Genomic DNA, 13,786 nt, shown 5'->3' on the forward strand with positions numbered 1-13,786 from the left:
ACTGTTTCCTTAAAATTATAACTAACTCAACGTCTTCGGGTATGTTGCTAGTATCTGAAATCTTTCAATGTCACAAACTCCGATTTAACAGGCTTTTTGCCCGGCCTGTCGTATCCATAAATATCTTCACGTAGTTGCAATTGGTCGTTTTCATCCACCCATGCAGTCAAATACATGAACTCTACATCCATCCTCCGGGCCAGGCTCACTGTATCGGGCTCTTCATCAAGAACCATTTTATCAAATGCCTCCTGGCTTGAACGTCTCTGATAAGCAAGGATGAATTTCGCCAACTCTTCAGCCCTCTCCACCCTAACGCAACCAGAACTCAAATTGCGCTTATTCCTGCTAAACAAGCTTCGCGCTGGCGTATCGTGGAGATATATTGCATAGTCATTAGGCATCAGGAATTTCACCCGGCCTAATGCATTACTTGGTCCCGGCCCCTGCTGAAATTCATAAGGAAAAGTTTTCGGATTGACCATACTCCACTCAATCTGCTCGGGCAGAATCTCACTGCGATCGACCCAGCTTTTAACAATTTTCATGTTTTTCTGTGCCAAATACTTGGGTGATTTTTTTACCTTAGGGATGACATCTTTTTGTTTGATCGTCATCGGGATATTCCAGGTCGGATTAACCACCATAGTATTCAGTGAAGATGAAAACAAATTGGTTGGCCTGCTTGCTCGTCCCACTATCACTTTTGACTCAAAAAGAAGCTGATCCTGACGAGTTATTTTCAACATGTAATCGGGAATATTAACCTGAATGACAGGCCGTTTCCCTCCATTAGAACCAAATCGACTCCGTTGCAGGTTAAGTGCTATCACCCTGGCAACTTCTGTATATGGCAGAGCTAGTTGCGCCGCAGTTGTCGGACCAATTGAGCCATCTACAGATAAACCATTACGGCGCTGAAAATCCTTAATTGCAACGTTTACTGCGCCTGAATTTTCGATGACGGGTTGTTGCCTTAACCACTCATAGTCACCTCTGGCTAGATCACCGTACTGAAAAAGTACATCAAGTAACGCATGACCGTTTGCTATTTCTTGATTTCGCCGAATAACTTGCTTACGACTCACAAGTGAAAAACTATGCGGTGGCAACTGCTTAAACTTATCAGCAACAGCTATAGAATTCTCTAGGCGCTTTACCTTTGGCCGTAAACTCAATAATTCATCATGCAGGTTTTGCGGTGATATAAGCTGTTTAAAATCCAAGTAAGATTGTTGAGGAATATGTAATTTATGATTTTTGAAAAGACGGCTGGGTCTTTCTTGAACTTGTTGAATTATTGCCTTGTAGACTAATAAGGAATCCGTCGCTAACAAATCAAATCCACGCTGGTCCTTCTTTTTAGAAAGCCAATCAAGTTCAACCAACCGCAGCTCAAGGCCAGGAACCAATTCAGCGTAAGCTAAAGATTTAAGCTGAAGGATTAATTCATTCCGCAATGACTCATCCGACCAGATCGGAGAGAAATCATTAGATTGATATATTTTTTCAAGCTCATTTGAAAAGCATACCTTATTGCTTGAATAAGAACATAACTGACGCTGACTTCTTGGCTCATAGTCGTTCAGTGCTTGCCATCCGAGGCGAGGTTCAGCAACAGAGATCACTGGAAAAACAGCTAACAAATAGAGCAACCTTTTACAGCTTTTATTTATAACTCGGACAATATCAATCATTATAAAACGATCCTGAATTTCGGGTGACTTTGTATTATTGCTCTCAATCCATGATTGTTTTTGATCAAAACAATCCAGTCAAATATTTTCACTTCCTCAATCAATAAGACTGTTCTTTATATATTTAGTCAATAATATGACTATATGACTATATGACTATATGACTATATGACTATATGACTATATGACAAACTATTATTATAAACAATTTTAATAACCAATTTAAATGTTTAATTATCAATAACTTAAAAATCCGCTATTCATTATCTTTACTATCATTATTTTGTGAATAATGAATCAGACTACAGCGGGTTGCAGAATAGCACTCATGCTCAACAATAAATATATTTCATCCAATTAATTAAGTGAACTGAGACTCAAAACCGATGAAATCTTTATGTCTTTGAGTGAATATTTTCCTGATTGTTATTAGGCAGAGTGTGAATCACATCATCGGATTTCCACTACAGAAATATACCCTTTCATCGATTTCACTTCCGGAAATGGATAGGGGTAGATATGGTTAAGCCCATACAATAATAGTGGGTATAAACCATGACCTTGCAGGCAAAATTTCACCAGATCATTACTGATCCAGCGCTATCTCCAAAGCAAAAATCTAACTTCCTAGCACTTGAAGCCGATGCCAGCCTTCCCTATCTCAATGTTTCAAAAGCCGTAAAAGATGCCATGAAGCAAGGTGTTATCTGTGACATGTTTGAAGGTAATGCACCGTTTAAGCCTCGCTACGTCTTACCCGATTACGCTAAATTCCTTAAGCAAGGCTCTGACTACCTGGAGCTTGAACCGCCTCAGGATCTGGATGAAGCCATCAACGCCCTGACGATTCTTTATCATCATGTACCTTCTGTAACCAATATTCCGGTTTATCTTGGTCAGCTCGACGACATCCTGATGCCATATGCCGAAGGACTGGATGAAGAGGCTATTTACCGAAAATTGAAGCTATTCTGGATCATGCTGGATCGCACTCTGCCGGATGCCTTCATGCATACCAATATCGGCCCTGCGGATAATATTATCTGCCGTACAATTTTGCGTATTGATGCCGAACTTAAGCAGGTTGCTCCGAACCTGACCTTTATGTATGACCCTGCTATAACACCGGATGATCTGCTACGTATTGCATCCAAAAACATCTGTGAAACCAGCAAACCACATATTGCCAACTACCCGCTTCATGTAAAAGCTTATGACAGCAAAGGCTTTGGTATCGTCAGCTGCTATAACTCACTTCCGCTGGCCGGTGGTGCCAATACGCTGGTTCGGATGAACCTTAAAGAAGCGGCCCGTAATGCAGAGTGTCGTGATGATTTCCTTAATCATATCCTGCCACATTACAGCGCGCTGATGTATGAACTGATTGAAGCCCGCTCCGCTTTCCTTCATCAAGACTCACATTTTTTCAACAGCTTCCTGGTAGAGGAAGGATTGATTGAAGAGTCTCGCTTTGCGCCGATGTTCGGTATATATGGCATGGCTGAAACCGTCAATATCCTGATGGAAAAAGAAGGCATTCAGGCAAACTATGGCCATGATGACGCAGCGAACCAACTTGGTTATCAGATCTCGGCAACGCTTGATAAAATCGTGAAATCGACCCCGGTCAGTTATGGCTATAACGATCGAGCACTACTTCATGCTCAAGGTGGTATCAGCCTGGATAATGATGTGACGCCGGGCGTACGTATTCCTTATAGCACAGAGCCGGATCCGGTTAGCCATATACAGGCACAAGCTGAACACCATCAATACTACAGCTCTGGTATCAGTGACATTCTCACTATTGATGAGACAGTTAAAGAAAATCCGGAAGCCATGTACCAACTCTGCAAAGGTGCACTGGCACTGGGAATGCGAGAGTTTACCGCCAATGTTAACTCGAATGATCTGATCCGTGTCACTGGCTATATGATCAAGCTGTCTGACATCGAGAAATTCAAAGAACAGGGTTCACGTACTAATACCACCTGGCTAGGAAATGAAGCCATAGCCAACACCGGAATCCGTAACCGCACGCCGAGAGTGATCAGTCATGAACAAATCCCTTATTACGCTAACAGCAGCGGCAACGGCAACGGTAAGTAAAATTCTCAACTTTTCTTGCGTCGACGGGCCTGGCAACAGGCTCGTCATCTTTTTGCAAGGGTGTAACTTTCGCTGCCAGAACTGTCACAATCCTCATACCATCGGGATTTGCAACCATTGCGGTGATTGTGCAAATCACTGTCCTGCCGATGCTCTTTCAATGAGACAAGCCGATTCAGGTAAATCTCAGGTTATCTGGAATCCGGAACTTTGTACGCACTGCGATACCTGTCTGGCCGTATGCCCGACACAATCAAATCCGAAAACGCGGCGATACTCGGTTGAGGAAATGCTGGCTATTGTAAGAAAAAATAACATGTTTATTACCGGGATTACAGTTACCGGCGGAGAAGCGACACTACAGTTGAAGTTCATCATAGCGCTGTTTAGCAGGATTAAAGCTGATCCGAGGTTGAATCATTTGACCTGCATGATCGACAGTAACGGAAGCCTGAGCGAAACTGGATGGCTGAAAGTTATACCTGTACTGGATGGCGCAATGATTGATTTGAAAGCCTGGCAGGAAGAAACTCATCTGTGGCTGACAGGCCGCGATAATCACAGGGTGTTCCAAACATTACATTTACTCGCTAGCCACAAAAAGTTACATGAAGTCCGTTTGCTGCATATACCGACAATTACAGATTTTCAGGGTGAAATTGATGATCTGGCACATTACCTATTGCAGCTGCCAGCCAGTACCCGAATCAGGCTTAATGCCTTCCAGCACCACGGGGTTACCGGAGAGGCATTAAACTGGCCTATTTGTACAAAAGAAGAGATTGAATCGTTGGCGCAACAACTGGAAAAATACGGTGTGAATAATGTTGTGCGCCCGGCGGTACTGTCTAGTTAATGGCCTAAATAGCCATATCGGAGTCGAGTTTTACACCTCAATACTCGGCTCTAGCTCCTCTCCCTTCCCTTTAGTGGTAACCGCTTCCCTGCAAACACCTACAATTTGCTCATAGAGCCAGCGGTGAGCTGGGTCATTCATGCTTGGTTGATGCCAAACCAGGCTATAAGAGACCTGACCATAATTAAACGGCAGCGGTTTGGTGATCAGCCCTTTTGCCTGCATAGCAGTTTGAGCCCACTTTTTCGAGCAGGTGAAAAGTAAATCGCTGTTATGACACATCAAAGCCGCACTACCAAAATCAGCTACAGAGATGGCAATTCGGCGCTTGCGATGCTGCTGTGCCAGCTCCATTTCAAAAAATGGTACCCTTAAGTCCTGATCCATAATGCCGATATGACCATAGCTCAGATAATCATCCAGAATCAGGTCTTTCTCCGCCAAGGGGTGAGCCGGATTCATCATGCAGACCATTTCATCATCAATAAGGGTTTCCCAGACCAGGTTATTCTGGCATGCAGGTGGCTGACTTCGGTCATGAGGCAGCAGGATAAAATCCAGCTGACCTTTACTCAGGCCATCAAACCCCACACTGTCACGGGACCAGATTTCCAGCCGAAGGTGTGGTGCCTGATCTAAGACACTGGCGCTCAGCCTGGCAGCTAGCAGCTCAAAGGTACTTTCCCGCATTGCCAGGGAGAATCGTCCCTCATAGCTTGCAGGATCAAAGACTTCCTGAGTCAGCATCTGATTCATTTCATTTATCATCTGATGCACTGTCGGCCCCAGACGCCTTGCCAGCGGTGTGGCGACTAACTGGTTGCCATGGCGATAGAACAACTCGTCATTCAGGTTTTCACGCAGCTGTGTCAGGGTCTTGCTTACCGAGGATGGGCTCTGGCACAAGCGTTTGGCACTGGCCGTTACGCTCAGAGTATCTAACATGACATGGAGCGTGACCAGGTGCTTCATGCTGACTCGGGATAGTTTAATCAAATCCATAGATAAATAAATTTCAAAAACAAAAAAGCCAGTCGGATCAACCAACTGGCATTTTTAAAAGTTCAAATTATACGACTTAAAAGCAACGGTACGCTTAACGCAGACCGTTCAGAAATTCCGCACGTGTAGCAGGGTTACGCTTGAATATTCCCCCTAACGCCGTTGTCGTCGTTGTGCTTGTCGCATCCATCACACCACGAGCTTTCACACAGTAGTGAGTAGCATCCATTGTTACCGCAACGTCTTCACTCTCAAGCAGCGTCTGCAACGCAACCAGGATCTGCTGAGTCATACGCTCCTGTACCTGAGGTCGCTGGGCAAAAAAACGTACAATACGGTTGATTTTTGATAAGCCAATAATTTTGCCTCGCGGAATATAAGCAACCGTTGCTTTGCCATCAATTGTTACCAAGTGGTGTTCACAGGTACTGGTCAGAGTAATGTCTTTAACGCGAACCATCTCATCACAGTTCATTTTATTTTCAATCACTGTGATTTTCGGGAAATTAGCATAATCGAGGCCCGAAAAAACTTCATCCACATACATTTTCGCAATACGATGCGGGGTTTCTATCAGGCTATCATCGGATAAGTCCAATGAAAGAAGCTCCAATACCTCGCGCATGTGGTATTCGATCCTCTCTTTTTTCTCTTCGCGGCCAACCACCTTATCTGTCATCGGGGTTTCTAGTCCGCGATCTTGCAGTGCCTTACGCACTTTCAATGCAGATTCACTTAATGCTGTCATTCTTTCCCTCCAACTGGCATGGGCGCAATGCGAAAGTACCCTACTTAACTCTGCCAGCGATAATTCAGACCGAAGGATACCTGTAATTGCCAAGAATACCAAATTGAATAATTACAGCTCGCATTCACTAAGGCATTAGTTATAACCCGATTTTTTTGTCATAATAATTCCTTACACCAATGATAATAAGCGAAAGACTTATAACGGATACCAATTATGGGATGTTGTGACGCACCAGGCCTGATGCCTGTTGAAACTGCTCTGGCCAAGATCTTGGCTGAAGTTAAGCCACTGGAAACAGTTAACACGGTTTCCTTGTCTGAAGCGATGGGACAGGTGATCGCAGAAGATATTCTTTCTCCAATTAATGTACCGCCATTTGCCAACTCTGCAATGGATGGATATGCCATGCGCGGTGCCGATCTGGAAAGTACTGACACCCTGACCATGGCTGGCAAATCTTTTGCCGGGATCCCGTTTGACGGTAAATGCGAAAAAGGCCAGTGTATCCGTATTATGACCGGAGCCCAGATGCCAGAAGGTACTGATACTGTCATTATGCAGGAAGAAGCTGAAGCTGATGGTGACAGCATCCGCTTCATGATCAAACCACCAGCAGGTGACAACGTCCGCCCTATCGGTGACGATGTTCGTCTCGGTGACACTGTTGTTGGCAAAGGCACACGCCTTACAGCCCGTGATATGCCTCTTCTGGCTTCGTTAGGTATCGCAACCGTCAATACTTACCGCCGTCCAACCGTTGCCTTTTTCTCTACCGGTGACGAACTACGCTCTGTTGGCGAGCCGCTTGAAGCGGGGCAAATTTACGACAGTAACCGCTACGGTATTCGTGCCCTGCTTGAAAAATTCGGCTGTGACGTAATCGACTTGGGTATTATCCCGGACAACCCTGAAAAATTACGCCAGGCATTCGACGAAGCGACCAAAGCTGACGTGCTGATCACCTCCGGTGGTGTAAGCGTGGGTGAAGCTGACTACACCAAAGACATTCTTGATGAGCAAGGTGAAATTGGCTTCTGGAAAATCGCCATGAAACCAGGCAAGCCATTTGCCTTCGGTACTATCAACAATACTTGGTTCTGCGGCCTGCCAGGCAACCCGGTTTCAGCTATGCTGACCCTGTACCAGCTGGTGCAACCAATGATTGCCAAACTATCCGGTCACAGCCAATATCAGCCACCTCAGCGCATCAAAGCCCAAGCAACAACTGTATTCAAGAAACGTCCTGGCCGTACTGATTTCCAGCGCGGTATCTACCAGATCAATGCCCAAGGACAGATTGAAGTTGCAACAACCGGCAACCAAGGTTCTGGCGCATTCAGTTCAATGCATCAGGCAAACTGTTTCGTTGTTCTGGAACAGGAACGCGGACGTGTTATGCCGGGTGAAGAAGTTACCATCGAACTGTTCAATCATACGATGTACTAGGGAAACGCAGTGGTAGAACTTACAGATGCAGAAATGCTGCGCTACAACCGTCAGATCATCCTGAAGCAGTTTGATTTTGACGGACAAGAAGCGCTTAAAGCGTCATCAATGCTGATCCTTGGTGCAGGCGGACTGGGTTGTGCCTCAACCCAATATCTGGCTGCGGCCGGTACGGGTAAACTGACTCTTGTTGACGATGACAAGGTCGAGGTATCTAACCTGCAACGTCAGGTACTTCACAATGACAACACCGTCGGTATGCTGAAAGTCGAATCGGCTAAGCAAGCGCTGACAATGATCAACCCTAATACCCAGGTTGAAACTGTCGCCAAGCGCCTGACTGACGATGAACTGCTGCCGTTGATTGAGCAACACACCCTAGTGCTTGACTGCAGCGATAATGTCGAAACCCGCAACCAGCTGAATCGTCTTTGTTATCAAACGAAAACGCCGCTGATTTCCGGAGCGGCTATCCGTATGGAAGGTCAAATCAGCGTTTATACCTATCAGGATAACGAACCTTGCTACCAGTGCCTGAGCGCCCTGTTTGGCCAGCAAGCCCTGACTTGTGTGGAAGCCGGTATCATGTCTCCTGTTGTTGGCATTGTCGGCGCCGTACAGGCAATGGAAGCAATTAAAGTCGTCGCCGGCATGGGCCAGCCACTAATCGGTAAGATCCTGATGCTTGATGCTATGAGCATGAACTGGCGTGAAATGAAACTTAGCAAACAGCCATCCTGCTCCGTTTGCTGTTAATATCAATCCGCCAATAGAGAAAAAGGAAGCCGAAGCTTCCTTTTTCCCTTTCCCTCTACACGTTTCTAACTCTCAAATCTTTTAAATAACGAACAACTCAAACTTTGGCGTAATGCGGACTTCAATCCGACGATTCTCTCGACGCCCAACAGCCGAATCATTTTCAGCAATCGGGATCATCTCACCAAAGCCAAAAGTGCCAAGCCTTTCGGAATCCACACCTTGCGAGACTATGAACTCAGAAACCGACAACGCCCGTCGTTCTGATAGCTGTTTATTGTATAACTCCGCCCCCACACTATCGGTATGGCCAGCAATAAAAATCTTGGACTGTGGATGCTCCACCAGCAGGGAGGAAAGGCGCTCCAGTACGTAATGACTCTCTTTACGAACCTCTGCACTATCATGTTTAAAGCTCTTATCACCATGGAGAACCACAATCACCTGATCTCCAACGCGCTTTACCGTGCCATCTTCAGTTGTAATAAACTTCTGGGCCTGCTCATAGGTATCATTCAAAAACGCGTCGACCTTTTTCATAGAGACATTGTCTCCATATGTATTCGCGTTCGATGAACAACCGAACATCAGTGCCGACATCAAAAATAAAATGGTAATTTTCACCTTGTGCATAAAACTCGCCCTATCAATCTGATTCGTAGATAACTCTATCAAATCAACAAGTTGCTATGTTACTTGAAATATCTATTATGGAGGTGCTTCACAATAGTTATTTTCACCCCACATTGATTACATTGAAAACAAAAATATCCGATACAAAAAAGCCGAGTACACGTACTCAGCTTTAGTCATTGTGAAGTTAAAGCAATAGTGATAATTACTGCTTAATAACATACAAATCACGGGTAAATCGTGCTTCAGCCGCATTTGTTGTCGAGTATCCCCCAACATCCGTCTGCTTAAGTACAGAGCGAGTGTAATGATAAAGCGGAATCGCCGGCATCTCTTGGGCAAATACCAATTCCGCCTGTTGGTAATACTGATTACGTTTAGCGTTATCTGGAGCTTTTATCGCGTTAGCCATTGCCTCGTCATAAGCCTTATTACTCCATTTCGAATAATTCATGCCTGAAGTTTCGAAATAAGACAAAAATGTCGAAGCTTCGTTATAGTCACCATTCCATGCATAACGAGCTACAGTAAAGTCTCTCTGGCTCAGTTTCTGCAAGAAAGTCTTCCACTCCTGATTGGCGAGATCAACTTTCACACCCAAGGTCTTCTTCCACATCGCCGCCATTACAATTGCAAGCTTCTTATGTGATTCCATGGTGTTATAAATCAACTCAAACTCCAACGGATTCGACTTATTATAGCCAGCAGCTTCAAGCAACGTCTTCGCCTTGGCATTTCGCTCTTTCTGGCTCATATCGGCCCAGGTAAGCTCCGGGGCTTCAAAGCCGGAAACCGATGGCGGAGTAATGCCGTATGCTGGAAGCTGTCCTTGCCCCAGAATCACCTTAGTTACTACATCACGGTCAATCGCGTAAGCCAGCGCCTTACGTACGCGCGCATCGTTAAATGGTGCTTTATCGATATTAAACAAGTAGTAATAAGTGCCGAGAGATGGCATGGTCAGCAATTCATCCGGACGCTGCTTCTTGATCGCGTTGTATTGCTCTAGCGGGAAGGACGAGGTGATATCAATTTCACCGGTACGGAAGCGGTTATATTCGGCTGTCATATCCTGAATTGGTAAATACGTCACCTTATTGATAACCGTCTTGCCGTTATTCCAGTAAGTCGGGTTACGTTCTAAAACGATTCGTTCATTAATCACCCATTTAGATAGCTTGTAGGCACTACTGGTAACAATATGTTCCGGTTTAGTCCAGCCGTCACCATATGTTTCAACAGCTTTAGGATAAACCGGTGACATCGATGGATGTACCAGCATCTTTTCAAAATACGGGACAGCCTTATCTAAGATGATCTGAAGCGTCAAATCGTCCAGCGCTTTCACACCTAATTTGTCCTTAGGCATTTCACCACGGCTAATTGCATCGGCATTTAAGATATGAGCCATGGAGTAATACCACGCATAATTTGAACCAGTATTCGGATCGATTACACGCTGGTAGCTATATTCAAAATCACGAGCTGTGATCGGCTCACCGTTTGACCATTTTGCGCCTTCACGCAGAAAGAAGGTATAAACCTTGCCATCATCAGATTGCTGCCAACGGGTAGCCAATGCTGGAATAATATTTCCATCTGGGTCTTGGGTTATCAGGCCTTCAAACATATCATGAATAACACGGGAACTGGCTGTATCAGAAGAAAATGCGGGATCAAGCGTTGGTACTTCATCACCATTACCGCGAACAATTTCCTGAACATCAGCCAATGTTACATTCGCGGGTACCTCTGCAGCCATAGCGGGCGCTGCAACTATCAATGCCATCAAAGCCGCCAGCTTTGATACTTTACTTCCATGCATAGTATTTCCTTGCTTTTGGTTTTTTTTTCCTCCCGTAACATACACCTATACACTATGACTTTGTATACCTATGCTCACAAAAAAGCCGATGAAATCATCGGCTTTTTTATTGAATTTCTAATTATTAATTGTCGTTAAGTTTGATACCTTCACGCTCAATTACAATCAGCCCCTTTTTATACAGGCCACCAATTGTTTTCTTAAACGTCGCTTTACTGGTACGGAACTCTTTGAAAATCGCTTCAGGTGAAGACTTATCGCTAAGCGGTACAAAACCACCCTTACGAGCCAACGTCGTCAGGATCTTGTCGGCAAGATCATCAACCTTCGCTCGGCCAGCCTTCTGCAACGACAGGTTAATTTTACCATCCGGGCGGATTTCCTTGATGTAAGCTTTCAGCTTCTTACCCGGGAACAGCTTACCAAAGGATTCTGTCTTGAAAATCAAGCCCCAGTGCGCCTCTTCAATCACAGCTTTGTAACCCAGCTCGGTCACTTCTGCAATCATCACTTGCACTTCCTGACCAACCTTATAGTTTGCCGGCGTTTTATCCAGGAAACGATTGAACTTAGTAGAACCAACAATACGGCCAGAGGCTTTATCAGTGTATACCCGAACCATGATGTCCTGGCCAACTTCAAGGCGGCGGCGCTGCTCACTGAAAGGTACCAGAAGATCTTTGTCCAGCCCCCAGTCTACGAATGCACCCACACCACAAATACCAACAACTCGCAACAGAGCAAAATCACCAACTAGAGCCAGTGGCTGCTTAGTTGTCGCGATGACATCATCTTCGGAATCAAAATAAATAAAGACTTCAATGTTATCCCCCAACTCAGTGCCAGCCGGAACAGAGGATTTCGGCAACAATATATTGCCAAAGTCTTCACCACCATCAAGGAATACGCCAAAATCAACCAGCTTGACGACCTCTAACGTGTTGTATTGTCCTATTTTAATCATTTATTCGACACTCTCTGGGTAAATAAAACAACTGTCGTATCACTGTTCCCACAACGCCTGCGAGAAAAAAAACGAAAGTCGTCATCGTCTATACTTTAAGCCGCGCATTATACGTGATGTTGGCACAACACGCCTGACCTATATTTAGTAAATAGACTAATTTTTACTCTGTCGATATCCTAAAACACAAATTGAACTGATAATAAAAAATTCATTCATCTAAAATCAGCACTATTGCTAACATTTCTATCAGATGTAAGTGATAATCAACTTCTAACATTTTTCCTAACCAGTTCAATTATTTTCTCGCGAGGTTTAAAGACATAGTGATCACTGTTGAAAAGAAAGATGGGCACAAAGTAAAAATATCCCATGTCATTCAGGAAACAACCAATCGACAGCTTGACCTCTATGTTTTCGTACCCGGTGAACTTGGCCTAAACTCCAACATCATTTCTGAAGACGAGTTTTACCATAATGCCATTATTGGCAAACGCACCTATTACAGTGACGTCAACCATCTGCCATTGGTTCACAGCCGCCTAGCAAGCCGGGGCAAACTCTCTACTGAACAGTACCGCCTTAGTTTAAGTTTATATGCATTTCAATATGCACTGGCGCTAGAAAAAACAGCCCAGCAATTACTGGAAGACAAAGAAGAGCGAACACTGGAAGAAGTCGAGGATGTAGCACAACTTGCTGTCCATATCTTGAAGCGGTTACGCCGTAGCGCACCTAGTGATAAAAAGCTGCTGAAATATTACGAGAATATTGATAACTATCTATCATGGTACACCGAGCAACGCTTGCTATCACTGGTTTCACATCTGCCCCGTGGCAATGATTATTCGGAAATAAAAAAGCTGCTGCTCGACATTTGCGAAAAAGAATCCCAGCACCGCCTCGACAATGACTACAACTCCATCAAGGCGACTCAGGATCCAACCCGAATGTCCAACAAAATGCGTCTTTTACGCCGTTTGATTGAATATCCGGTAACCATGAAAGAAAAGACCATTGCTCTGGGTAAAAACACCAAGAAATTTGTCGCCGGATTTGCTGCCGGTTTTGTGATGATCTTCGTCTCCTTACTGATGATCAAGGCGCGAGGTGTTCTGGGAGATATTACCGCCTCTTTCCTGTTGGTTCTCTCGTTTATTTACGCCGTGCGCGAAGTTTTCAAAGACGATCTAAAAAGCATGTTATGGCGCTGGATGCGTAAAGGGAAACCCAAATGGCGTAAACAGTTTTTCGACGCCAACTCTAACCGCTTGGTAGGACGCCAGCTGGAGTGGCTGGAATATATCAGCTACCGCAAAGTCGATGAAGAAATAAAAAAAATCAGAAAGCACAAAGTCTCACAACGCGAAGAGACGATCCTTCACTACAAAAGTACGACCCGAATGTCACCAACCAAGTTCCTGACAGGTTACGAACAGACACTTGAGTCTCTTACTCTGGACCTTCGAGTGCTATCTAAGCTGATGGAAAGAGGTTCACAACGGATTTATCAGTTGAAGGACGGTCAGGTCTCCAAAGAATCCGTTGAAAAACGTCACCTGATCAACCTGATCACCCGTGAAACAGATGAAGATAAAACCGTTCGTATCCGCCGCTGGAAAATCATCATCAATCGTTCAAAAATTGTTGAGATCGAAGCAATCACCTAAGTGAGCGCATTACAATGGGGCAAAAAACCTGAGATAAGTTGTTAATCTTAATGATAATTTGAGAACTAATTCACGCT

Annotated in this window: 11 protein-coding genes; 5 read left to right on the forward strand and 6 right to left on the reverse strand. The window is 44.7% G+C overall.

The annotated features are described in order from the left end of the window. Positions 1-47 precede the first annotated feature (47 nt). The gene (locus Q0852_RS05650) at positions 48-1,697 is read right to left on the reverse strand and encodes a L,D-transpeptidase family protein (protein ID WP_299015096.1); all 1,650 of its coding nucleotides are present in this window, start codon (positions 1,695-1,697) and stop codon (positions 48-50) included. A gap of 555 nt (positions 1,698-2,252) precedes the next feature. On the opposite strand from Q0852_RS05650, the gene Q0852_RS05655 reads away from it, so the two are divergent. Then, positions 2,253-3,806, forward strand: a complete 1,554-nt coding sequence (locus Q0852_RS05655; RefSeq protein ID WP_299015099.1) for a YjjI family glycine radical enzyme — start codon at positions 2,253-2,255, stop codon at positions 3,804-3,806. Then, positions 3,754-4,662 carry a YjjW family glycine radical enzyme activase gene (locus Q0852_RS05660; protein WP_299015102.1) on the forward strand — a complete coding sequence of 303 codons (909 nt, stop codon included), beginning with the start codon at positions 3,754-3,756 and terminating at the stop codon, positions 4,660-4,662. Before Q0852_RS05655 ends, Q0852_RS05660 begins: the two co-directional genes overlap by 53 nt. Before the next feature lie 30 nt (positions 4,663-4,692). Here the strand turns inward: Q0852_RS05660 and Q0852_RS05665 are convergent, their stop codons facing one another. After that, positions 4,693-5,664, reverse strand: a complete 972-nt coding sequence (locus Q0852_RS05665) for a LysR family transcriptional regulator (protein WP_299015105.1) — start codon at positions 5,662-5,664, stop codon at positions 4,693-4,695. Between the two features lie 94 nt (positions 5,665-5,758). Further along, the gene (folE, locus tag Q0852_RS05670; protein WP_299015108.1) at positions 5,759-6,412 is read right to left on the reverse strand and encodes a GTP cyclohydrolase I FolE; all 654 of its coding nucleotides are present in this window, start codon (positions 6,410-6,412) and stop codon (positions 5,759-5,761) included. A 216-nt stretch (positions 6,413-6,628) separates the two neighbouring features. Between folE and moeA the strand changes: the two genes are divergently transcribed. Together moeA and moeB are read left to right on the forward strand one after the other, a co-directional pair. Continuing rightward, positions 6,629-7,861 (forward strand): molybdopterin molybdotransferase MoeA, encoded by a 1,233-nt coding sequence (gene moeA, locus Q0852_RS05675; RefSeq protein ID WP_299015110.1) that lies wholly within the window; start codon positions 6,629-6,631, stop codon positions 7,859-7,861. Positions 7,862-7,870: 9 nt separating this feature from the next. Further along, positions 7,871-8,617 carry a molybdopterin-synthase adenylyltransferase MoeB gene (gene moeB, locus Q0852_RS05680; RefSeq protein WP_299015113.1) on the forward strand — a complete coding sequence of 249 codons (747 nt, stop codon included), beginning with the start codon at positions 7,871-7,873 and terminating at the stop codon, positions 8,615-8,617. An 81-nt stretch (positions 8,618-8,698) separates the two neighbouring features. On the opposite strand, the gene Q0852_RS05685 is transcribed toward moeB, so the two are convergent. The 3 genes from Q0852_RS05685 to Q0852_RS05695 form a co-directional block, all read right to left on the reverse strand. After that, positions 8,699-9,250, reverse strand: a complete 552-nt coding sequence (locus tag Q0852_RS05685) for an OmpA family protein (RefSeq protein WP_299015116.1) — start codon at positions 9,248-9,250, stop codon at positions 8,699-8,701. Positions 9,251-9,455: 205 nt separating this feature from the next. After that, positions 9,456-11,075, reverse strand: coding sequence for an ABC transporter substrate-binding protein (locus Q0852_RS05690; protein WP_299015119.1), 1,620 nt, complete (start codon positions 11,073-11,075; stop codon positions 9,456-9,458). A gap of 124 nt (positions 11,076-11,199) precedes the next feature. Next, positions 11,200-12,039 carry a S1-like domain-containing RNA-binding protein gene (locus Q0852_RS05695; protein WP_299015122.1) on the reverse strand — a complete coding sequence of 280 codons (840 nt, stop codon included), beginning with the start codon at positions 12,037-12,039 and terminating at the stop codon, positions 11,200-11,202. 326 nt (positions 12,040-12,365) lie between these two features. On the opposite strand from Q0852_RS05695, the gene Q0852_RS05700 reads away from it, so the two are divergent. After that, entirely contained in the window at positions 12,366-13,709 is a 1,344-nt protein-coding gene (locus tag Q0852_RS05700; RefSeq protein ID WP_299015125.1) for a hypothetical protein, read from the forward strand. Positions 13,710-13,786 lie beyond the last annotated feature (77 nt).

Source organism: uncultured Photobacterium sp., assembly GCF_947502415.1.
GTDB lineage: Bacteria > Pseudomonadota > Gammaproteobacteria > Enterobacterales > Vibrionaceae > Photobacterium.